At 67.9% G+C, this 21,917-nt stretch carries 17 protein-coding genes and 1 riboswitch; of the genes, 11 read left to right on the forward strand and 6 right to left on the reverse strand.

Features of this window, described 5'->3' with window-relative positions:
• Window positions 1-138 precede the first annotated feature (138 nt).
• The 5 genes from GJV80_RS21555 (at window position 139) to GJV80_RS21575 (ending at window position 7,381) form a co-directional block, all read left to right on the forward strand.
• Window positions 139-1,530, forward strand: coding sequence for a M20/M25/M40 family metallo-hydrolase (locus GJV80_RS21555; protein ID WP_230207922.1), 1,392 nt, complete (start codon window positions 139-141; stop codon window positions 1,528-1,530).
• A complete protein-coding gene (locus GJV80_RS24685; protein WP_154689658.1) occupies window positions 1,527-2,318 on the forward strand; it encodes a hypothetical protein in 792 nt (263 codons plus the stop codon). Before GJV80_RS21555 ends, GJV80_RS24685 begins: the two co-directional genes overlap by 4 nt.
• Window positions 2,281-3,123 carry a hypothetical protein gene (locus GJV80_RS24690; protein WP_154689659.1) on the forward strand — a complete coding sequence of 281 codons (843 nt, stop codon included), beginning with the start codon at window positions 2,281-2,283 and terminating at the stop codon, window positions 3,121-3,123. The genes GJV80_RS24685 and GJV80_RS24690 overlap by 38 nt, the downstream gene beginning before the upstream one ends.
• 133 nt (window positions 3,124-3,256) lie before the next feature.
• Window positions 3,257-4,471, forward strand: coding sequence for an ROK family transcriptional regulator (locus tag GJV80_RS21570; protein WP_230208456.1), 1,215 nt, complete (start codon window positions 3,257-3,259; stop codon window positions 4,469-4,471).
• 198 nt (window positions 4,472-4,669) lie between these two features.
• Window positions 4,670-7,381: a LuxR C-terminal-related transcriptional regulator gene (locus GJV80_RS21575; protein WP_154689661.1), complete on the forward strand. Its 2,712-nt coding sequence runs from the start codon at window positions 4,670-4,672 to the stop codon at window positions 7,379-7,381.
• Between the two features lie 19 nt (window positions 7,382-7,400).
• On the opposite strand, the gene GJV80_RS21580 is transcribed toward GJV80_RS21575, so the two are convergent.
• Together GJV80_RS21580 and GJV80_RS21585 are read right to left on the reverse strand one after the other, a co-directional pair.
• On the reverse strand, window positions 7,401-9,200 hold the full coding sequence (locus GJV80_RS21580) for an SLC13 family permease (protein WP_154689662.1): 1,800 nt from the start codon (window positions 9,198-9,200) through the stop codon (window positions 7,401-7,403).
• A 231-nt stretch (window positions 9,201-9,431) separates the two neighbouring features.
• On the reverse strand, window positions 9,432-10,625 hold the full coding sequence (locus tag GJV80_RS21585) for an MFS transporter (protein WP_230207923.1): 1,194 nt from the start codon (window positions 10,623-10,625) through the stop codon (window positions 9,432-9,434).
• Window positions 10,626-10,889: 264 nt separating this feature from the next.
• Window positions 10,890-11,019: riboswitch (FMN riboswitch) on the forward strand.
• Between the two features lie 199 nt (window positions 11,020-11,218).
• On the opposite strand from GJV80_RS21585, the gene ribD reads away from it, so the two are divergent.
• The 4 genes from ribD to ribH are packed head-to-tail and all read left to right on the forward strand — an operon-like array spanning window position 11,219 to window position 14,720.
• Window positions 11,219-12,277, forward strand: a complete 1,059-nt coding sequence (gene ribD / locus GJV80_RS21590) for a bifunctional diaminohydroxyphosphoribosylaminopyrimidine deaminase/5-amino-6-(5-phosphoribosylamino)uracil reductase RibD (protein WP_195909066.1) — start codon at window positions 11,219-11,221, stop codon at window positions 12,275-12,277.
• 18 nt (window positions 12,278-12,295) lie between these two features.
• Window positions 12,296-12,928 (forward strand): riboflavin synthase, encoded by a 633-nt coding sequence (locus GJV80_RS21595; RefSeq protein WP_154689664.1) that lies wholly within the window; start codon window positions 12,296-12,298, stop codon window positions 12,926-12,928.
• A complete protein-coding gene (locus GJV80_RS21600) occupies window positions 12,925-14,241 on the forward strand; it encodes a bifunctional 3,4-dihydroxy-2-butanone-4-phosphate synthase/GTP cyclohydrolase II (protein ID WP_154689665.1) in 1,317 nt (438 codons plus the stop codon). Before GJV80_RS21595 ends, GJV80_RS21600 begins: the two co-directional genes overlap by 4 nt.
• Complete coding sequence (gene ribH / locus GJV80_RS21605) at window positions 14,238-14,720, forward strand: 6,7-dimethyl-8-ribityllumazine synthase (protein WP_154689666.1); 483 nt, start codon at window positions 14,238-14,240, stop codon at window positions 14,718-14,720. The genes GJV80_RS21600 and ribH overlap by 4 nt, the downstream gene beginning before the upstream one ends.
• 41 nt (window positions 14,721-14,761) lie before the next feature.
• On the opposite strand, the gene GJV80_RS21610 is transcribed toward ribH, so the two are convergent.
• Window positions 14,762-17,236, reverse strand: coding sequence for a hypothetical protein (locus tag GJV80_RS21610; protein WP_154689667.1), 2,475 nt, complete (start codon window positions 17,234-17,236; stop codon window positions 14,762-14,764).
• A gap of 121 nt (window positions 17,237-17,357) precedes the next feature.
• Here GJV80_RS21610 and GJV80_RS21615 point away from each other — a divergent pair, with 121 nt between their 5' ends.
• Together GJV80_RS21615 and GJV80_RS21620 are read left to right on the forward strand one after the other, a co-directional pair.
• Window positions 17,358-18,515, forward strand: coding sequence for a mandelate racemase/muconate lactonizing enzyme family protein (locus GJV80_RS21615; RefSeq protein WP_154689668.1), 1,158 nt, complete (start codon window positions 17,358-17,360; stop codon window positions 18,513-18,515).
• 43 nt (window positions 18,516-18,558) lie between these two features.
• On the forward strand, window positions 18,559-18,900 hold the full coding sequence (locus GJV80_RS21620) for a hypothetical protein (protein ID WP_154689669.1): 342 nt from the start codon (window positions 18,559-18,561) through the stop codon (window positions 18,898-18,900).
• Window positions 18,901-19,078: 178 nt separating this feature from the next.
• On the opposite strand, the gene GJV80_RS21625 is transcribed toward GJV80_RS21620, so the two are convergent.
• From GJV80_RS21625 to GJV80_RS21635, 3 genes are read right to left on the reverse strand one after another with little or no spacing between them, the layout of a single operon-like run.
• A complete protein-coding gene (locus GJV80_RS21625) occupies window positions 19,079-20,056 on the reverse strand; it encodes an NAD(P)-dependent oxidoreductase (protein WP_154689670.1) in 978 nt (325 codons plus the stop codon).
• Complete coding sequence (locus GJV80_RS21630) at window positions 20,053-21,195, reverse strand: sensor histidine kinase KdpD (RefSeq protein WP_154689671.1); 1,143 nt, start codon at window positions 21,193-21,195, stop codon at window positions 20,053-20,055. Before GJV80_RS21630 ends, GJV80_RS21625 begins: the two co-directional genes overlap by 4 nt.
• Window positions 21,192-21,896: a response regulator transcription factor gene (locus GJV80_RS21635; protein WP_230207924.1), complete on the reverse strand. Its 705-nt coding sequence runs from the start codon at window positions 21,894-21,896 to the stop codon at window positions 21,192-21,194. Before GJV80_RS21635 ends, GJV80_RS21630 begins: the two co-directional genes overlap by 4 nt.
• Window positions 21,897-21,917: the final 21 nt, after the last annotated feature.

Consider the following 21,917-nt stretch of genomic DNA (forward strand, 5'->3'; position numbering starts at 1 on the left):
GGCCGACGCAACAAGCACATCAGACGGCCAGCACCGATGCTGGCGGGAATTCGCCACCGCGTTGCCCCGGTCGGCTGATTCCGCAATCGCCCAATTCGGGCGACGTCTCGACCACCGGCGCGGAGTGAGCTTGGCTGCATGACGAGTCAAGGGTCGGCCGACGGCATCGGCCCGTCGGTCGGGATGCTCACAGAGGCGGCCGAGGCGGAACTGCCCGGACTCGTCCAAGACCTGATGCGGTTGGCCGCCATCCCGTCGATCGCCGCCGAGGGCTTCGATCCGGAAGCCTTGTTCACCGCGCACGACCAGGTGGTCGGCCTGCTCACCGCGAGCGGTGTCACCGATATCGGCCGGCTCGAGGTCCCCGGGACGACGGCCCCCATTGTGAGCGCCACCGTCCCCGGTCCGCCAGGGTCGCCCGCGGTGCTGCTCTACACCCACTACGACGTGGTCCCTGCAGGGGATCCCGCGCTGTGGCGAAGCCCGCCGTTCGAACCGGCGGTCGACGGTGATGCGATCGTCGGTCGCGGTGTCGCAGATTCCAAGGCCAACATCGTCAGCATCGCCGGTGCGCTGCGCCTGCTCCGCGACCGGCTGCCGGTCACCGTCAAGATCATCATCGAGGGTCATGAGGAGTTCGGCAGCCCCTTCGACGACTACCCGAAACAGGCACCGGAGCTGTTCGCAGCCGACGCCATCGTGATCGCCGATGTCGGGAACGTCCGGCCGGGCACGCCGACGATGACGGTCGCCCTGCGCGGGTCGGCCTCAGTCACGATCAGCGCGACATCACTGCTTTCGGACAAGCACAGCGGCCAGTACGGCGGTGCCGCGCCCGACGCGCGACTCGCGCTGATCCGGGCGATCGGCTCCCTGCACGACGATGCCGGAGACGTCGTCGTGCCCGGCTTGCGCCGGGAGCCCTGGGCCGGCACCAGTTACACCGATGACGAGTTCCGGCGGCTCGCAGAGGTCGTCGACGGCGTACCGCTGCAGGGCACCGGAACGATCGGCGAACGGATCTGGTCCGGGCCGGCGATCACCGTGATCGCCTTCGACGCGCCCCCGATCGACTCGCCGCTGAACGCCGTCGCCGGCAGCGCCACGGCCGTACTGAACCTCCGGGTCCACCCGGAGCAGGACGCGGCCGAGGCCCAGCAGGCGTTGATCAATCACCTGCGCAGCCTGCGCCCGTTCGGAATCGAACTCGAGGTCACCGCCGGCGAGACGGGCAACGGTTTCGCAGCCGCCCTCGACGGCGCCGGCTATCAGGCGGCATCTCAGGCGCTCGCGGCGGTCTGGGGGCAGCCGACCGGTGCGATGGCCAGCGGGGGGTCGATACCGCTGGCCATGGCCTTCCAGGAGGCGGATCCGCAGACCGAGATCCTGCTGTTCGGAGCGACGGACGGCTACGCCAACATCCACGGACCCAACGAACGTGTGTTGATCAGCGAGATCAGGAACAGCATCGTCGGCCTGGCACTGTTCTTGATCAACATGGGCGCCGGGCCGCGATCGGCGCAATCATGACCACCACCGAGGAGACTCCGACCGGCTCGAAGAAGCAGACCGAGCCGAGGAAGTTCCAGTTCCCGAGCGCGGTCACCCTGCTGGCCATTGTTGCGGTCTTGGTCTGGATCGCCACCATCTTCATTCCGGCCGGCAGCTACAAGCTTGATGAGAACGGGAGCCCGGTACCGGGTTCCTTCCACTACGTCGACTCCACCCTGTCGGTGGGTGAGCGGATCAAACAGATCCTTTTCGCTCCGATCAACGGCCTGTACGGCGTGCAGGATCCCAGCACCGGGTTCGTCGACCCCAACAATGTCGGCGCCCTGTTCGGCTCCATCGGCGTGATCTTCTTCATCATGTGCCTGGGCGCCTTCATCTCGGTTGCTTTCGCGACGCGTGCGCTCGAGGTCGCCATCACCCAGCTCACGGCACGGATCCAGAGCCGGGGCTCCCTGTTGATCATCGCGATCATGGCGCTGTTCTCCTTGCTGGGGACGACGATGGGATTCTCGGTAGAGACCTTCGGCTTCTACGCCTTGCTGATCCCGTTGATGGCCGCGCTGGGATACGACCGGATGACCACAGCGGCGATGATCATCCTCGGGAGCTCGATCGGCACCATGGCGTCGACCGTCAATCCGTTCTCGATCGGGGTCGCCTCCGGTGAGGCGGGCGTCTCGATCGGCGACGGGATCGTCCTGCGGGTGCTCGTGTGGATCGTGCTGACCGTCCTCGGCATCCTGTTCGTGCTGCGATACGCCGCGAGGGGTGAGGGCAAGGCCGGAGCTGTCGGTGCTCGCCGGTGAGCCCGATCCGGACGAGGTTCCCGCAACAGAGGCCGCGGCCGGGGATCATGCAGCGACCGGAACGTCGGCGACGGTCGAAACGTTGTCCGGAACCCAGAAGATCGTTCTGGCCATCACCGGTCTGACCTTCGCCCTGTTGATCTTCTCGGTCATCCCCTGGTCGGCGATCTTCGGCGGCAGCACGGCGCCGGCGGAGTACGACGAGTTGCACGAGGTGGCCACCCAGCCGTACTGGTTCGAACTGAACTGGTGGTTCCCCGAGCTGAGCCTGCTTTTCCTGATCGCAGCGATGGTCATCGGACTGGTCGCGCGGATGGGGGAGAAGCGCATCGTCTCGCTGATCAGCCAAGGTGCGGCGGACATGATCGGACCGTCGATCGTGATTCTCCTCGCCCGAGGCGTCGCGGTGCTGATGACCAATACGCAGACCTTGGACACTGTGCTCAACGCGATGGAGAATCTGGTCAGCGGCACGTCGACCGGAGTCTTCCTGATCCTGGTCACGCTGGTCAACATGCCATTGGCGTTCCTGATCCCGTCGTCCTCGGGTCACGCGACACTGGCCATGCCGTTGCTGGCTCCGCTGGCCGATCTGGCCCAGGTGTCGCGGCCGCTGGTGATCACCGCATTCCAACTCGGCCACGGCCTGATGCTGGCATTCGCTCCGACGAACGTGATCATCGTCGGTGGTCTGGCGATCGCCAAGGTGGGCTACAGCAAGTATCTGCGTTTCGTGTGGCCACTGTTGGTGGCGTTCTTCGTCGTCATCGCGGTCGCTCTGCTGGTCGGATCTGTGGCGAGTTAGCGAGCCGACGGCTTCGAACGGGGTAATGGGCCTGGTAGCGACAATCCGGCGGTCTGAGCCGTTATCCGGACGGCCCACCGCCGGGTGACCGATGCTCGCCGGAGCTCGGCCCGACGGAGGGGTGGTGGCCGACATGTTGCAGCGCGGATCGAACCTGCCACGCGTCGGGGACTACAACGAGGTCCTCGTGATGGACCTGATCCGCCGCCACCCGGGCATCAGCCGCATCGAGCTCGCCGAGCGGACCGGGCTGTCCGGACAGACCGTGCTGAACATCTGCCGCAGGCTGATCGGCAAGAATCTGATCAACCAGATCGGCCAGATCCGCAGCGGCGCCGGCGGCCGTAGGCTCGCCTACCAGGTGGTCCCGGACGGCAGGTACGCGATCGGCGTCGACATCGACCCGGCACGGACCGTCCTGATCGCGGTCAACCTCGCCGGCGAGGTGATCGATCGGATGCCCCTCCGAATGGATGATCATTCCGACATCGACCAGATCGTCGCGGGCATCGACCGGGCGACCCGCGACCACCTGTCGCGCGGCCGGCGGGGGACGCTGAGCGGCCTTGGCGTGGCATTGCCGCGGGCCGCCACAGCTCGGTGCGACCCGGCCGACCGCCAGCAGACCCGGGCAGGTTGGAATGCGGACGAGCTGCGGGATTCGCTCCGCAGCCGGCTACGGATACCTGTGAGGATCGGCCCGGACGCCGTTGCCGCCGCGACCGCTGAACTCTGGGCCGGCACCATCGACTCACAGAACTTCGCGTTCATCTATCTCGGCGCATCCGTCGGTGCCGGGGTCGCGCTCGGCGGGGAGATCCTTCGCGGAGAGACGGACAACCTCGGACGTCTTGACCATCTGGGTGGCGATCCGAACGGCCCGGTCTGTGCTTGTGGCGGTCGGGGATGCATCGGCGCCGTTGCCGAGCCGAGTCACCTGGTCGTCCGCGCCCGAGATCTCGGGCTGTTGAACGGAACCGACCCCGACGATCCCGTGTCGACGGCCGCCGGAATCGTCGAACTGGGCAGGCTCGCGGAATACGGTGACTCTGCGGCAGCGGAGGTGCTGGACTACGCCGCACGGACTTACGGCCGCGCCGCGGCGACCTTGGCCGGCCTGCTCGATCTGGACACCATCGTGTTCGGCGGTCCGAACTGGCCGCCGCTGGAGCCTGCGTTCCGGCGGATCGTGCCGCAAACGATCGAGGCCCTGGTCGGTGCAGGCGCCCCAGAGGTCACGATGCGCTCGACGACCCTTGGCGGGGAGGTCGGATCCATCGGCGCTGCATCGCTGCTGCTGGCCGAGACCGCAGGTCCTTTCGTCGCGCACCTCGTACTCCCCGCCTGACCAAGCGACCACCGGAACCGGAGGGTTCACCCGAATCGGGTGAGCAATCAACTTGATTGATACCGGTTAGTGTTAGGGCAGTCTTAAGATCTGAGTGCGCCGTCTGAACGAGGCGAGAAGCAAGGTTGGGTCAGTTCACCCTGCACCCGCCATTGCAGCTCGCCTGTCTACCTCCCCACGTACGTCGAGAGGCGGTCGATGGAGCAGGACCTGTCGGTCGAGTGCGGTCTGTTGGACTCGTACCCGGCCCCGAACCCGGACCGATCTGCATACGGCCTGCCGAGAATCTACCTGCCGCGTCGGCGCTTGTGGATGCAACTCGACGCGGCAACCGAGGAAGTCAGCCTGACCGTCCTGGCCGGACCGAACGGTTCGGGCAAGACACTGGGCGTCCGCGGCTGGCTGACGCTGACCAAACGCCAGCAGATCGAGCGCGGTGAGATCGTTTGGGTCAACGCCGATGCCGGCCTGCGCGCGGAACGGCTGGCAGCCATCCTGGACGGATCCGCCCCGCAGAGTCTGCGGCGGCTGGTCGTCATCGACAGCGCAGAGCGGCTTCCGGGCCAGACCGTCCGCATGATCCAGCAGCGTCTTGACCGATCACCGGCCACCATGCGTCTGCTGCTGATCACCCGACACGATCTACCACTGGACCATCTCGCCGCCGAGTCGCTGGGCCATTTCATCCGGCTGCCCGGAACGCTGTTACGGCTGGAGTCCGGCGAAGCCGCCGAGCTGATCGCCGGACACGCCAGGACGTCGGACCCCGAGGTCATCGGACCCATCGAGGAGGCAGCCGACGGGTGGGCCGCCGCGGTGGTCATCGCAGCACGAGTGGTCGGAGCGGCGACCGAACCGACTGCCGTAGCCCGCCGCATGCGACACGACAGGCGCACCCTCGCCGACCAGGTCGCCGGTCAGGTGATGGCCACCCTGTCCTCCCGGACCCGTCACCTCCTGTTGTGTGTTGCTGGCGAAGAGTTCGTCAGCCGTGAGCTTGCGGCCCATCTCACCGGTGACAGTGACGCCGGGACGTTGCTCGACGACCTCGTGGACACCGGAATGCTGGTCACCCCCCTGGATGACGCGATACCGATGTCGACCGACCAGGCGTTCGCTGGAGCGCCGAGCCAGCTGTTCCGGATCCACCCGCTGCTCGCCGAGGTGGCCCGCCGGCGTTACCTGCGCGACGATGAGGAGGTCCGGGCTGCTCGCGAAGCCGTACTCCGCGCGGTCAGGATCGACCTCGGCGCCGGATCGGTTGACCGGGCGCTGGACCGGGTGCTCGCGATCGGCGCCGTCGACGCCTCGACCGACATCGTCAGCCGCCACGGAACCGAGCTGGTCGCGCGCGGATCGGGCGCGGCGGTCCTGGAATTCGCCCGCCGCAATCCCGATGTCGTGCTGAGCACCCCGGCCACCTGGTTCCCGCTCATGCTGGAGCGATGGATCTCCGGAGACATCGAACAGGCGGTCCGCTGGCTCAAACAGTTGCGGCAACGCGGCGGCGGACGTGACGCCGACCCGGCCGAGAACGCCTGCCTCCACCTGCTGCTGGCCCACCTCGGACTGGAGTCGATGGACGTCGCTGTCGGGAACGCAACCCAACTGCTTTTGGCACTCGACGCACCCGTAACGACAACGATCCTGGACAACGTAGGAAATCGGAGCAGCGCGCCACCCGCGGACGGCCCGATGCGGCCGGTGGTCCCACTGCTGTTGACGCTGGTGGGCAGCGCGCAGAACTGGCTGGGTGGGTTGGAGGAGGCAAGGGTGAACCTCGCCGCGGCCGCCGAGTTCTGCCGACGGCAGGGATTCGCCCTCACCGGAGCCGAGGCGACGGCGCATCTGGCGCTGACCGAATACATGGTTGGCGACGGACCGGCAGCCATCAAGCTGGCCGAGGAGGCGCTGCAGGCGCTCGACAATCTGTCGGCGGATCGCCGTGGCTACCTGCGCTCGGCTGCGACGCTCGCGGCGCACCTGGCTCGTTCGGTCGACGTGCCGTGGATGGAACCCGGTGAGGTCGACCAACCGGACGGGGTGATTCATCCGGGCCACCTGTCACAACGCTTCTGGTTCCGGGTCTGTAACCAACGCTCGATCCTGCGCAGCTGTGTCCCGGCCGAGGCGAACCGGATGCTCACCACCCCGGTCGATCTGCCTGTCCGGCAGCTGCCGCGCCACCTCCAGATCGCCGGATCGGTGGAGGACGGCCTGCTCTGCGTGCTCGGACAGGACACCGAGCACCTGAGCCGGAGTGAGGCCCGGCTCCGGAGTCTGGGTGCATCGGCCAAGGCCGACCTACTTGCGGGGCTGCGGGCGGATATGACCGGGGACCGGGTCAAGGCGATCAGCCTGTTCCACTCGGCCGCCGAGGACCGGACGCCGATGGCCAACGTACGGGCGCTGGCGTTGACCGCCCAGGCGCAGCTGGTGCATTCCCGCGGCGACCGGGCGGCGGCTCTGGACCTGATGAGCATGGCTGCCGCCGCAAGTGCCGGCAGGCGGGATGCCGTACCGTTCGTCGGCTGGAGTCGCCACGGCAGCCCGATCCGGACACTGCTCCGGGAGCTGATCCAGCTGTCCGAGCCGAGCGTCTGGTACCTCCCCTGGTTGGAGGAGGTGAGTGCGGCCGTCACGACGGGCGCCGGCGTCCCACCGACCTTCGCCGACCGCGCCGGCGCTTCGGCCGATCCGATCGTCGCGCCGGCCGGACCGCCGCTGTCTACCCGTGAGTACGACGTGTTGCGTCTGCTGGCCCGTGGCGCCACCTACGACGACATCAGTGCCGAGCTGTTCCTGTCCCGCAACACGATCAAGACCCACGTCTCCAGGCTGTACGTGAAGCTCGGCGCATCCAGCAGGAGCGAAGCGCTCGCCATGGCCCGCAGTCTCTATCTCATCTGAGCCTGGTTGCCGCAACGCGTCAGAACGGCCAGACCAACGGGACGATCACGACGGTGCAGATCAGCCACCACACCATCGTCGGAAGACCGAGCTTCCAATAGTCACCGAAGCGGTATCCGCCGGGTCCCATGATCATCATGTTTCCCGGTGTTGCGATCGGTGTGAGCAGAGCCGCACTTCCGGCGACGGCAACGGCCATCAGGACCGGCAACACCGACACACCGCTGCTGACGGCCGCCGAGACTGCGATCGGCGTCACGACCAGCGTCGTCGCGGTGTTGCTGATCATCTGACCGAGAATGGCGGTCAGAGCGAAGACACCGATGATCAGGACTCGTGGTCCGGCATTGCCTACGGCGTCGATCAACACCGCCGCGATGCGATCGGCTGCGCCGCTGGACTGGATGACCTCGGTCAGCGGGATCAGTGCGCCGATCAGAACGATGGTGTCCCAGGAGATCGCTCGGAACGCGTTGTCGACCGACACCACGCGCGTGATCACCATCAGCAGCGCGGCGATCAGACCGGCGATGTGCGGAGGGACGACGCCGAAGGCGAGCAGGCCGATCATCACCGCGAGGCAGCCGACTGCCCGCCACGCCCCGAATCCCCACGCGATCGTCTGGCGGCGGACGACATCGGGTGAGTCGACGACAAGCACGTCGCGGTCACGTGTCAACCGGTCCAACGCGTCCCAACTCCCGTGGACCAGCAGCAGATCACCTGGCTGCATCCGGGTCCTGACCTCGTCCCGGGAGCGACCGTTGCGCTGGACCGCAAGGATCACCAGATCGTAGGCCCGACGCATCCCGGGAAAGACGGTGGATCCGACGATCGAGGATCGCGGCCGAACCATCACCTCAGCAACTCCGGCCTCCCTGTTGACGAGTTCGTCCTGCCCGCGTGGACCGGTGAGGTAGACCGCGAGCTGTTCGTCGATGGCCAGCTGGGTGACCTCCTGGCGCGGTCCGGAGACGATCAGGACGTCGTCGATCTGCAGTGGGCGGGTGATCGCGGCCGCGCTCCCCGGGGATTGCGCGCCGATGATCTCGATCCCGGGAAAGGGTGACGCGTCGATCTCCATCGGTGGGACGCCCAGCAAGGGTGAGTTCTCCCGGACACGGAGTCGGTAGAACCCGCCCTGTTCGGCGTACTGCTCAGCGATCGTCGCGGCGTACCGCGCAAGATCGGGCGGCTGCTCGGCCGGACTGCGGTCGGGGAGAAGCCGCTCGCCGAAGAGCAGGGCTATGGCGATTGTGCCGACCAGCACCGGAATGCCGACAACCGCGAACGAGAAGATGGCGAACGGCCCCTCGCCGGCCTTGGCGGCCGCCTCGGAAACGATCACGTTCACCGGGCTGCCGGGCAGCATCAGCAGTGCTCCGGCGCCACCGGCGAAGGACAGCGGCATCAGGAACCGGCTCGGCTTCTCGCCGATCCGGGTGGCGAGCATCACCACCAGGGGCGTCAGTGCGGCGACCGCCCCGTTCAACGTGATCAACGAACTCAACACAGCACCCAGCACGCAGATGGCCAGCAACAGGTTGCCACGCCGGCCGCCGAATCGGGCCATCACCTGCTGACCCAGCCAGGCAGTGACGCCGGTTGCGTCGATGCCCTCCGCGACGACGAAGAGGGAGGCGATGAAGATCACGATGGGGTCGCCGAAACCGGCGACGATCTCGGCCGGACCGGACAGGCCGACGATCCACAGGGCGAGAGCGGACAGCAGGGCGACGACCGCCACCGGAAGTCTGTTCGCCACGAAAAGGACGACCGTCCCGCCGAGGACGAGCAGAGTCAGCGTTACGTCATGCATGCCGTGTGCCATCCATGAGGGAGGTACCTCGATTCCACGGTCGTATCGGGCTCGTCCGGGGCCCCCTCGGACTCTAGAAGCGTTCCCATCCGTCGGGCGGCGACAGTCCGGTCGCGCGGGCAACGAAGGACGAAGTTCACCCGGTTTGACCGACAGCCGCGCCTGTATTTCGGCGGAACCGGTCCGCAGCACGGACCTACACCGGGGTGTCGGAGGGAGTCTTGTGACCGGTCACGCAGCCGTCGTGGACCTGCGCGGAATGCTGGCGGACAGGAACACCACGCCGACCGCGGCGAATCCGGCCAGCACGGCGAACATCGTCGGATATCCACCGACCCGTGTGGCCAGCCAGGCGCCGATCCAGGGCGCGAGCGCACTGGCCATGGTGGTCGGCGCGGCGAGCATCCCGGAGAGTCGTCCGTAGGCGGCAGTGCCCCACCGGTCCGGGATCGCGGTGGCCTGGATCAGGGTCTCGATGCCGCGGGCGAATCCGTTGACCATGATCACTGCGACCAACACCCCGATAGGGCCGTTGACCAGGGCCAGGGCGAAGGTGCTGACTGCAGCCAGTCCGTAGATGATCACTGTCCGGACCCGGACACTCCAGCGGACGATCAACCGCTGATAGAGGAACCGGCCCGCGACCTGGCCGACGCCGCCCAACCCGAGTAGCCAGGCTGCGGCAGACGCCGTCACACCGCGGCCGATCAGCAGCGGTACCAGATTGATCAACGCCGCATAGATCGCCAGTGCGGACAGGGCCATCCCGGCTACCAGAAAGGCGTACGCCCGGCTGTGCAGGACCGCTGTGCTGTGTTCATGATCGCTGACGATCTGCCTCCCGGATGCCGGCGGCCCTGGTGACTCGACCGTCCGGGAGACGACCGGTCGGCGCCCGGGCCAGGGCCGCCGCAGCACGACGGCATGGACGGGAATCGTGATCAACGCCAACGCCGCGGCAAGGATGACATAGACCTGCCGCCAGGACAGCGCGTGATCCAGCGCAGAGGTCACCGGTGCGAAGACTGTGCTGGCCAGGCCGGCGACCAGGGTGACCGCGGTCAATGCGTGCAATCGGCGCGCGCCGTACCAACCGGTCAGGGCGGCGAACGCCGGCTGGTACAGAACGCTGGCCATTGCGATGCCGGCGAGCAGCCATCCACCGGTGAAGATGATCAAGTTCGGCGACCAGGCGATCACCAGGACGGCACCGGCCGCAAGAACCGACCCGCCGGTCATCACCAGCAACGGCCCGCGCGCGTCCAGCATCCGCCCGACCGGTATGCCGACCAGCGCAGCGACCACCAGGGCCGCAGAGAAGGCCGCAGTCGTCCAGGTGGCTGACCAGCCGGTCTCGGAGTTGATGCTCGGGGCGAGGATGGCGAACGCGTAATAGAGGATGCCCCAGCTGACGATCTCGGTCACACACAAGCCGGCCAACACCACCGTCGGCCCACGGCCGGTGCCGGGGCGCGGAGCACCGGCACGTCCTGGTGTCGGAGGGGTCGCGGGCGTCGGCACAGTTGTCAGAGCCTGGTAGCCGGTCGGGGCTTTGTCAACATCGAGGGCCGGTGGGACATCTGATGGGTGGAGCGGCCGAACCGGCGCCGGTCCCGCCGGGCGTCCCGCGTGCCGAACATCACAGCCGGTCCGATGGGCGGAGCTGGCAGACTGGAGGCAACAAGAGCAATGCGTGCTCTGGGGTCGGTGAAACTCCGAGCCGGCGGTAACAGTCCGCGACCCGATCACGGCCAGTGATCGGTTGACCAGGTGCAATTCCTGGACCGACGGTCAAAGTCCGGATGGGAAGCGCACGCAGCGTCTCGATCATGCGGTCACGTCTGCCGCACGGTCGTTTCCTCTCACCATCCCCGGAGCCCTGTCGGACCGAGGGATGATGATCGAGGATCTGCACACGAAAGTCACTGACGGTGAGCGTGCCGCCATGGACCGCGCGCTCACTCTGGCCGGTTCCCCCTGACTTCAGGCGCCGGGGCGGTAACCCACGGGTCGGTTGTGTGCTGTTGGGTCGCGATGGCAGCCTCGTCGCCGAGGGCTACCACCGAGGTGCCGGTACAGCCCACGCCGAGGCGGACGCACTGGCCGGGACCAGGGAAGCGCTTGGTGATCTTGACGCCACCCGATCGCCCGCCGCGACCGCCGTTGTGACCTTGGAACCTTGCGCGCACCACGGGCGTACCGGCCCGTGCGCCGATCTGTTGATCGGGGCCGGTGTGCGCCGGGTGATCTTCGCCCAGTCCGACCCCAACCCGATCGCGGCCGGTGGGGCACAACGGCTCCGCGAGGCCGGGGTCGAGGTCGTCGCAGGCTATCGAGCCGCTGATGCCCTGAAGGTCAACGCGGACTGGACCTTCGCCCAACTGACCGGGCGGCCCCGGATCCGGCTCAAGATCGCCGCCACATTGGACGGCCGGGTCGCTGCCTCGGACGGGACCAGTCGATGGATCACCTCGTCCGCCGCCCGTGCCGACGGCCACCGGCTGCGCGCCGCTGCCGACGCCGTCCTGGTGGGAACCGGGACCGTACTGGCTGACGACCCACTGCTCACCGTGCGCAGCCCTGACGCGGTTCGGTCCGACCAGCCGCTCCGGGCGGTGTTCGGTACCACACCCGTCCCGGCCACGGCGGCGATCAGGGAAACGGGTCCCGGCCTGGAGGCGCCGCTGGTGCTCACCACCCGGTCGCCGGACCAGGCGGTCGCCGAGTTGCGCGCCCGGGGAGTCAGCTCGGTCCTGATCGAGGGCGGGCCACGGACTGCCGCGATCTTCCTGGCCGCCGGAGTCGTGGACGAGGTGATCAGCTACATCGCTCCCGCGATGCTCGGGGCAGGTCCATCGGCCGTCGGTGATCTTGGCATCACCTCGATCGCGACGGCGCTGCGCGGTGAGATCACCGACGTCGTCGAATTGGGCAGTGGCGCCGAGCGCTGCGTCCGCATCACCACCCGCCTGGAGCAGCGGGCTGCCGACCACAACCACACCATCAGAACCGCCCGATCCGAACCCGCCCGATCAGAAGACTCATCCGATCAGAACCAGCTGACCAGAACCAGCTGACCACGAAGGAGACGCCCTGTGTTCACCGGCATCGTTGAGGAGACCGGCGAGGTGACCGAGCTGGAACGGCTCGGTGACTCCGCGCGGCTCGCCATCCGCACTTCTCTGCCCATCCGCGACTCGCCCGTCGGCAGTTCCGTCGCCGTGAGCGGCGTCTGTCTGACCGTGATCGAGCACAGGCCGTACGGCTTCGTCGCCGACGTGATGGCCGAGACCCTGTCCAGGACGACCCTTGGTGATCTTGTTCCGGGTGATCATGTCAACCTCGAACGCGCGATGCCGGCGGGTGGACGGCTGGACGGTCATATCGTCCAGGGCCACGTCGACGGAACCGGCACCATCATCGACCGCATCCCCGGAGAACGATGGGAGGTACTGCACATCGGGGTGCCCGTCGACCTCGCCCGCTACGTGGCACCGAAGGGTTCGATCGCCGTCGACGGTACATCACTGACCGTGGTGCAGGTGACCGATGCGGCTGCCCCCGCTGACAAGCCGAGCTTCACCGTGGCGCTGATCCCCCAGACCCTCGCGCAGACGACGCTGGGCAACGCCCGTGTGGGATCGCCGGTCAACCTCGAGGTCGACGTGATCGCCAAGTACGTCGAACGCCTCACCGCGGCGCACAGCCGAAGGGAGGCCGTCGCATGACCACCGGTTACCGGACCGACCGGCCGACGTCCGCCGGCGACACTGACAACGCCGACGACACCGTTCACGCCGACAACACCGTTCACGCCGACGATGATCTTGTCGCTGCCGCCGTTCGGGAGATCGCCGCCGGACGGCCGGTCGTCGTCACCGATGACGAGAGCCGGGAGAACGAAGGGGATCTGATCATCGCCGCCGAACTGGCCACCCCGGCGCTGATGGCGTTCCTGATCCGATACACCTCGGGCGTGATCTGCGCGCCGATGGCCGGCGAGGACCTCGACCGGCTGCAGGTCGGGCCGATGATCGCCGACAATGCCGATCCGAACCGGACCGCGTTCACCGTGACCGTCGACGCCGCCGACGGGGTGACCACAGGAATATCGGCAGCCGATCGGAGCCACACCGTACATGTGCTCGCCGACCCGGCGACCACACCCGACCGGTTGACCCGTCCCGGTCACATCTTCCCGCTGCGTGCCCGATCAGGTGGAGTGCTGGAACGCCGTGGACACACCGAGGCAGGTGTTGATCTGGCCCGGCTGGCAGGACTGCGAAGTACAGCGGTGATCTCGGAGTTGATCAACGACGACGGCACGATGATGCGTCGACCACAGCTGAAGGAATTCGCGTCCCGGCACGGATTGATCATGATCAGCATCGATCAGCTGGCGCGCTATCGATGGCGGCACGACAGCCTGTTGCAGCGACTGACCAGCACCAGCCTGCCGACCGCACACGGAACCTTCACGGTGTACGCCTATCGCTCGCGAGTGACCGGGGTCGAACATCTGGCTCTGGTTGCCGGGCAGCCGGACGGTTCCGACGAACCGGTGCTCGTCCGGGTGCACTCCGAATGCCTCACCGGTGACGCCTTCGGTTCGCTGCGGTGTGATTGTGGGCCGCAGTTGCAGGACGCCCTGGCCACGATCTCCCGGCGCGGGCGGGGAGTTGTGGTCTACCTACGCGGACACGAGGGCCGCGGCATCGGCCTGGTCAACAAGCTGCAGGCCTACCGTCTACAGGACTTGGGACGAGACACTGTGGATGCCAATCTCGATCTTGGTCTACCTGCTGACGCCCGCAGCTACGACGATGCCGGGCAGATCCTTCGTGATCTTGGCATCGGTACGGTGCGGCTGATCACCAACAACCCGGCCAAGGTCGACGGCCTCCGGCGATCGGGCATCGCGGTCACCGAGCGCATCGCCACGCCGGCCTTCACCAGCGCGTACAACCTCGGCTATCTGCAGACCAAGCACCAGCGGATGGGCCACGACCTTCTCAGCGGACTGACAGGAGAACGACCATGAGCAGGACCGGAGCACCCCGGCCGGAACCGGTGACCGCGACCGGATTGCGCGTCGCGATCATCGCGTCACGCTGGCACACCACCGTGATGAACGGGCTGCTGGACGGCGCACTGCGGGCCTGCAAGGACAGTTCGACGGCCGAACCCGAGGTCATCGGTGTGCCGGGATCCTTCGAGCTTCCGGTTGCCGCGCGGGCGGCGATCGACGCGGGATTTGAAGCCGTCGTTGCTCTGGGGGTGGTGGTTCGTGGTGACACGCCGCACTTCGACTATGTCTGCCGCGGAGCGACGGACCAACTGGCCAGGATCGCCGTGGACACAGGGGTTCCGATCGGATTCGGGCTGCTGACCTGTGACACCGAGGAGCAGGCACTCGCCCGCGCCGGCCTGCCCGATTCGACGGAGGACAAGGGTTACGAGGCGGCCGCCGCGGCGATCGAGGTGGCCGGAACGGTGGCACGACTGGCACCGCGCAGTTGATCGGAAGTCGATCGCCACGTCCACCGGGCGCCGATCGGAGGTCACCGGCGGCGCCCGACGGGATCCGGCAGTCGCGAGACGTCTCCGATGATCTTCGCCGGCTGGTCCCGGTCTGCGTCACGCGCCAGGTCGAGCAGGTCGCTGAGATCCTGCGACGGCACGTAGACCAGCGGGGTTCTCCGGCCGGTCGCGGCAATCTGCCCCGTCATCCGCTCCAGTTCGGCCAACGCCAGCCGGCTCCGCCCCAGCCGGAGATAGGCGGCGGCTCGCAGTCCTGCGGAATTGCCCGGCCACAGCCGTTCGAAGATCGTGTCCGGGGCGGAGCGGAGCTGGGTGGAGATCTGTTCCAGCAGGTCCAGGGTGTGTTGCGGCCTGCCGTCGGCCAACGCCCACACCGAATCCAGCAGCTTCGGCCACGGCCGAGACTCCATCGAACCGATGAGCGTTTCCGCCTGCCTGTTCTCGCCCTGGCAGCGCAGCGCCAGATAGCGCCAACCATCGAGAACGTTGCGCTCGTTGGGCGTCAGCGGGCTACCGGTACGGTCCCGGGCGACCCTGGTCAGCTGGTCGTAGGCCACCTCGGGTTGGTTCGGCGCAAGGAGACTCAGTGCCTGATAGATGCCCCAGTACAACGGCAGTTCCCCGGGATCGTTCTCGGCTCGCTCGATCTCGGTCACGGCCTGGTCGAACTCGAGACTCTCCACCGCGACGACGACTCGGGCCAGCCGGTGGAACCGGCCGAGCGGGCCGTCCTGCCAGCTCTGCGGCCAGCGTTGCTCGATGTGTTGCAGGCCCTGGCGTGCCGTGTTGATGTCGCCCGAGAGTGCCCCGATCGCTGCGGTCATCGAGGACAGTTGGAAGTCCAAATCGGGGCGACCTGTTCGTCCGGGGATCAGGTCGGATTCGCCGAGGATGTCCTCGGCCGTCCGGATGGCGGTGGCCCGGAACAGCGTGGCCAATGTCTGCTGGACCGCTTCGACGGCAGACGTCGGCAGCTGACCGGAGAGGTCGGAGAGCCGCATTCTGTGCGCGTCGCCGACGACCGACCCGTGTGCCGATCTGATCTCGGTACAGGATTCGCCGCGCAACCAGGGGGCGGCCGATTCCACGGCGGTGAGCAACATCCGTTCGGTCGGGGTGGCCCGCGGCTTCTGTTCGCGCGCCGCGGCGACCGCCAGCGACAACAACTCCTCAGCCGTACCGGTCGGTTCGCCCGTCCGGCCAAGGGACACGATCGCCGCAGCCAGGGCGAGAAACGGGTAGCGGCGCAGCCGCACCGGTTCGGTCGGCACCACCAGACGGCGGATCTCCGCGCCACGGGACTGGATCAGGTCGTCCAGATGGCTGCCGATCCCACGGTTCGCGGCGTGCAGGTCGGAGATCTGCAGCCAGGCCTCGACCGCCGCGACCCAGTCGTCATGGGTCTCTGCCCAGACGGCCAGGCGCTGATGGGCCAGCCGGAACCCGGCGGGATCTGCTCGACCGAACTGGTCGTGCAACGACTGTCGGATACCCGGTGCGTACCGGAACACCAGCACGCCGTCTGCTCCACCGGGTTCCCAGCGGCCGAAGCCCGCCTGGACTGCGCGGACCAGCAGGTACCGCGCCCGGGTGACCGCCGATCCGGACAGCTCGGCCGCCAGCGACGGCTCGACGGTGTGCGCCACCGAAATCACCGCCAGGAAATCGGACAGCTCGCCGAACCGGTCGTCCCGTGCGGCGCAACCGGCCGTGGCCGGTGGGGCGCCGGGATCGGTCACGAACGATTCCCGGCACATGCCGGCCAGGGTCGACCTGATCCAGGACAGCTGCAAGCTCGCCCGGTCCGTACTCCGGTCGAAGATCTCGGCGGTCTGTCGGTAGGCGACGGCGGCGGTATGCGCGGCCAGGGGCAGCCGGCCGACCAATGCGGCCAGTTCGTGTTCGGGGGCGAGACCCGTCAGCGGCTGCAGGACGGCGGCCAGTTCGCAGTCGGTCAGCAGAAGGTCCTCCGGGCCGAACACGGTGATCTCGCGCCGCGGGTGTTTCGGGACCGGGTATTCGCGGTCCCTGGTCAGGACGACGCAGTCGATCACTTCGCGCAGCAGGTCGAGTGCGGCGTCGAGTTCGTCGGCGGCATCGGGCCCGATCAGCTCGGCATTGTCGAAGATCATCGTTCGGCGGTCGACCGACCGGTGCAACGCCCGTACGACCCGGTCCTTCAGCGCGGATTCAGCGGGCATTGTCCGGTCGCGGTGCGTGCCGGGGAGAGTGGCCGAGTCCGACCAGCCGCTTGCCACCAGCTCGGTGACCAGTCGATCCCACAACTGGGCGCCGGTCCGGAGCTCGGCGCCGAAGCTGACCCACAGGCATTCCCGGTCGGTGCGGGCCGCCCATTGTGCGGCCAGGGTCGTCTTGCCGTAGCCGAACGGAGCGTGGATCACGGTGAGCCCGGAGCCGGCGTGCAACCGCTCCAGGAGCCGCGGCCTGACGACCATTCCGTCGAGGACCGACGGAATGCTTGTGACCAATGACAACGTGCCGCCCCCATGCCGACCCCGACGCTGCGCCGAATCTAGCAGCGGGACGGCGGTCGCGACGGCGGATCGGAAAAACGGGTGCGAGGCCGTGACGATACGTTTCTTCTGCAGGATTGTGATGGCTCGACGCAAGAAGGTGACACCAGTGTCCGACCGGTTGGCCCAGGTGCGGTTGTCGCTGGTTTCCCTGCCGCTGGCAACCGCGATCAGCGACGCGAAGGTGTTCACCGGTCGGCAGAAACCGATGCGCGAGGTGGCGATGCTCTTCGCAGAGATCACCACCGACTCCGGCCGCGAGGGCGTCGGGTTCTCCTATTCCAAGCGCGCCGGAGGACCGGGTCTGTACGCCCACGCCTGCGAGGTCGCGCCGGAGTTGATCGGCGAGGACCCGTCGGACATCGGCAGGTTGTGGACCAAGCTCGTCTGGGCCGGGGCGTCGGTGGGCCGTAGCGGACTGGCGATCCAAGCCTTGGCGGCGATCGACGTCGCACTGTGGGACCTCAAGGCCCGGCGGGCCGGGCTCAGCCTGGCGAAACTGATCGGCGCCCATCGCGACGGCGTCCGTGCCTACAACACCTCCGGCGGGTTCCTGCAGGCACCGATCGATGAGGTGATCGACAACGCCCGGCGGTCACTGCAGAACGGCATCGGCGGCATCAAGATCAAGGTCGGACAGCCCGACTGGCGGCAGGATCTGGCCCGGCTGATCGCGGTCCGTGAGGCGTTGGGTGACGATGTTCCGCTGATGGTGGACGCCAATCAGCAATGGGACCGGCCGACCGCGATCCGCCTGGGCCGGATGCTCGAGGAGTTCAACCTGGTCTGGATCGAAGAACCGCTGGACGCCTACGACGCCGCGGGGCACGCCGAACTGCGCCGTCGACTGGACACCCCGATCGCCACCGGCGAGATGCTGGCCAGCGTCGGCGAGCATGTCCGGATGATCGATGCCGGTGCCTCGTCGGTGGTCCAGCCGGACGCGCCGCGGATCGGCGGGATCACCCAGTTCCTCAAGCTGATGGCGTACGTGGAACACCGACAGTTGGACCTGGCACCGCATTTCGCCATGGAGATCCACCTGCACCTGGCTGCGGCCTACCCGGGCAACGATCCATGGGTGGAGCACTTCGACTGGTTGGATCGGTTGTTCGTCGAACGCCTGGAGACCCGCGACGGCAGGATGTGGCTGTCCGACCGTCCCGGCCTGGGAATCACCCTGTCCGACCAGGCAAGGTCGTTGACAGTGGCCGACGCCGAATTCGGCTCGGCGTCCTGAGCGAACCCGCCCGGGGGTCAGACCGAACTGGCATGATCAGACAATGGCCCAATCAGCTCACATGGTTTCGCTGGGCTTCGGCAAGTTCGCCCGGGCAGACCGGATCTATGCTCTCGAACCGCTGGTCGGCGATGACCGTGGTGACGGTCGGCGTACCAAGGTGTGGGTGGACGGCGTATCCGAGCCGATCATCGCGTCCCGGACCGAGGTGACCATCCTCCGCGACATGGGCCAGGAGGCCGCTGCAGTGGCTCCGACCGTTGAGGAAGCACTGGACCTGGCTCGTCGGCTCGCGGCAGCCGCCGAGGCCGGCCGGGTCGACCTCAACGACCTCGGCCGCCGCGCTCGGCGTTTGCTGGCCGCGACCACCGAGCAAGCGGATTGACTCACGCGTTCGTCGGCCGGCACCGCTCGCTCGCGCGCGCTGGCTCGCTCGGGGATCGTACGCAAGGTCAAAGTTTGATGGTGTGGCGGCGACACGCCGAGGAAACCAGACGCAAGATCAACGTTTGAGGTTCGGAATCGTCGTGGGGCGGCGGGCCAGTGGCAGATCATCGAGGAGGTCAGAGAAGGTCCGCCAGACCTTGATCGAGGGGCACGGCAGGAGCCCAGCCCAGCAGCCGGCGAGCGGTCGAACTGTCGGCGGTGATGTGCCGGACGTCACCGAGTCGGTACCGGCCGGTGATCACCGGCTCCGGTCCGTTCATGATCATCGCCATCCTGCTGGCCACCTCTCCGATCGTGACCACGTGGCCGGAGCCGATGTTCAGTGCAGTCGGACCGGCCGGAAGCCCTGCACGTACGGCGGCAACCGTGGCCCGGGCGACGTCGTCGACGTGTACGAAGTCGCGTCGCTGCCGGCCGTCCTCGAAGACCGCCGGTGGCCTGCCCGCCACCAGCGCCGACCGGAAGATCGCTGCAACCCCGGCATAGGGGGTGTCGTGTGGCAGGCCGGGACCGTAGACGTTGTGGTAGCGCAGCGCCACGGCGGTGCCGCCGGTCTCCCGGGCCCAGATCGCGGCCAACTGTTCCAGGTGCACCTTGGTCGCGGCGTAGACGTTCCGCGGATCGAGCCGAGTGTCCTCGGGGACGAGTTCGGGGACCAGATCGGTTCCGCACCGGGGACACCGCGGCTCGAACCGTCCCGCAGCGAGGTCGCCCACCGCCCGCGGAGGAACCGGGATCGTGCCGTGGTCCGGGCAACGGGCCCGGCCCTCGCCGTAGACCACCATCGACGATGCCAGGACGACCCGGCCGATCGACTCCTCCGCCGCGGCCCGCAGCACGGCCGCGGTGCCCAGATCGTTGTCCCGGGCGTAACCGTCCAGGTCGGAAAGGTCGACACCCAGCCCGACCTTCGCCGCGAGGTGGATGATTGCCTCGCAGCCGCGCAGTGCGGCACGCAGCCGGGGAACGTCGACGATGTCGTCGGCGCCGTCGAGAGCGCGATCGAAGACCACCGCTTCGTGGCCTGCGGCGTCGATCCGGCGCTGCACGGCTCGTCCGATGAACCCGGCTCCGCCGGTGACCAGGACCCTCATCCCGGATGCGCCGGCAGTTCGACGTCGAAGCGGCAACCGTCGTCGGTGTTCCGTACCGCGATCCGCCCCTGATGGGACTCCACGACGCCCCGGGCGATGGCCAATCCCAGCCCTGCCCCGTCCGGAGCCGTACGCGATCGGTCGCCGCGCCAGCCGGCATCGAAGACCTTCGGCAGGTCCGGCTCCGGGATGCCACCACAGCTGTCGGACACGGCGACCGCGACGTCGCCGCCGGGCTCGCGGCCGGCGATGATGGTCACGGTGCCGCTGCGGCTTGTGTGCCGTACGGCGTTGGTCACCAGATTGCCCAGCGCTCGGACCAGGTCGTCGGCGTCGCCGCTGATCGCCAGCCGGTCGTCCTCGGGCACATCCACCACCAGCGCCACCCCGGACCGTTCGGCCGACGATTCCACCTCGTCGGCCAGGTCGACGACCAGTTCCCGGACCGAGAGCAGCTTGTGCTCCCTGGCCGGCGGTCCGCCCTGTACCCGCGACAGCTCGAACAGGTCGGCGACCAGCGTGTCCATCCGGCCGACCGTCGCACGGATCTGCACCATCGCCGCGGGAATATCGGAGATCATGCCGTCCTCCAGCGCCTCCGCCATCGCCCGCAGACCTGACAACGGCGTCCGCAGGTCGTGGGAGAGGTGTTGGACAAGTTGCTGCCGTGCGTACTGGGCCGCCTGTTCGCGGGCGCGGGCATCGGCGAGCCGGGTCCGGGTGGCGTCCAGCTCGGCCATCACTCCGGCGAGCTCGGCCGGCATCGCGGTCTGCTGGGTGCCGGCCGCCCGGGCGGGCAACTCCGGCGACAGTCGGGAGATCCCGGCTCCCAAGGACATCGCGCCGGCCGCGATCCGGCGGGTCACCAGCAGCGTCAGCGCGGCCGCAAGCACAAGAGAGACCGTCAACGCGAGCATGATCACTCCGCTGTCGTGTCCGGACAGGAACATGAAGCGGACGTTGATCACCACTGCGGCGGCGACGGCGACCACCGGCGCCAGCACGGCGATGATCATCTGGTAGCGCACCGATGCGTGCCGGGTCAGCCGCAGAAGTCCCAGGGCGACGGTTCCGATCACCAGGCAGGTGAGCACCGCGATGCCGGTGATCACCAGCTGATCTTGTAACACCCTGCTCATACCAGTTCGTCCCCCCGTGCGGCCCGGTAACCCTCGCGGCCGACGGTGAGCACCAGACGGGGATCGGACGGGTCGTCCTCCAGCTTCTGACGCAGCCTGCGGACATGTACGGTCACGGTCGAGTTGTCTCCGAAATCCCAGCCCCAGACCCGATTGAGCAGTGCGGCCTTGCTGAACGTCTCCCCGGGATGACCGGCAAGGAAGGCCAGCAGGTCGAACTCCCGGCTGGTCAGACCCAGCGGTTCGCCGTGCCGGGCCGCCGTCCGTGCGGCAAGATCGATCTCCGCGTCGCCCAGCCGCAGCGAGCGTTCCCGCAACCGGCTGCCGGTGAGCTGCTCGGCGCGGCGCAGCAGCGCCTGGACCCGCAGCACGATCTCCCGAGGACTCAGCGGCTTCACCACGTAGTCGTCCGCGCCGATCTCCAGGCCGACCAGCCGGTCAGACTCGTCGCCGCGCGCCGAGATGATGATCACCGCCGCATGATCACCGGCCGTCCGGCGCCGGCGGAGCACCTCCAGACCGGACAGCGTCGGCAACATCACGTCCAACAGGACGACGTCAGGAACCGTACGCTGCCACGTCGTCACCGCCTCCGACCCGTCCGCGGCGAGCGCCACCTGGTGACCGGCCTTGGTCAGGTAGCTCGCCAGCACACCGGCCAGCATCCGATCGTCCTCGACGATCAACACCTGTGCACCCACGGTGACAGCGTACGAGTCCGG

The organism is Microlunatus sp. Gsoil 973 (assembly GCF_009707365.1).
Taxonomy (GTDB): domain Bacteria; phylum Actinomycetota; class Actinomycetes; order Propionibacteriales; family Propionibacteriaceae; genus Microlunatus.

What these genes read in the sequence shown, in the direction of transcription:
- GJV80_RS21600 (WP_154689665.1), top strand. Translation starts at nt 12,925, where the DNA reads ATGACCACCGGTTACCGGACCGACCGGCCGACGTCCGCCGGCGACACT.
- GJV80_RS21580 (WP_154689662.1), bottom strand. Translation starts at nt 9,200, where the DNA reads ATGCATGACGTAACGCTGACTCTGCTCGTCCTCGGCGGGACGGTCGTC.
- GJV80_RS24685 (WP_154689658.1), top strand. Translation starts at nt 1,527, where the DNA reads ATGACCACCACCGAGGAGACTCCGACCGGCTCGAAGAAGCAGACCGAG.
- GJV80_RS21555 (WP_230207922.1), top strand. Translation starts at nt 139, where the DNA reads ATGACGAGTCAAGGGTCGGCCGACGGCATCGGCCCGTCGGTCGGGATG.
- ribH (WP_154689666.1), top strand. Translation starts at nt 14,238, where the DNA reads ATGAGCAGGACCGGAGCACCCCGGCCGGAACCGGTGACCGCGACCGGA.
- GJV80_RS21575 (WP_154689661.1), top strand. Translation starts at nt 4,670, where the DNA reads ATGGAGCAGGACCTGTCGGTCGAGTGCGGTCTGTTGGACTCGTACCCG.
- GJV80_RS21630 (WP_154689671.1), bottom strand. Translation starts at nt 21,195, where the DNA reads ATGAGCAGGGTGTTACAAGATCAGCTGGTGATCACCGGCATCGCGGTG.
- GJV80_RS21570 (WP_230208456.1), top strand. Translation starts at nt 3,257, where the DNA reads ATGTTGCAGCGCGGATCGAACCTGCCACGCGTCGGGGACTACAACGAG.
- GJV80_RS21625 (WP_154689670.1), bottom strand. Translation starts at nt 20,056, where the DNA reads ATGAGGGTCCTGGTCACCGGCGGAGCCGGGTTCATCGGACGAGCCGTG.
- GJV80_RS21620 (WP_154689669.1), top strand. Translation starts at nt 18,559, where the DNA reads ATGGCCCAATCAGCTCACATGGTTTCGCTGGGCTTCGGCAAGTTCGCC.
- GJV80_RS21615 (WP_154689668.1), top strand. Translation starts at nt 17,358, where the DNA reads ATGGCTCGACGCAAGAAGGTGACACCAGTGTCCGACCGGTTGGCCCAG.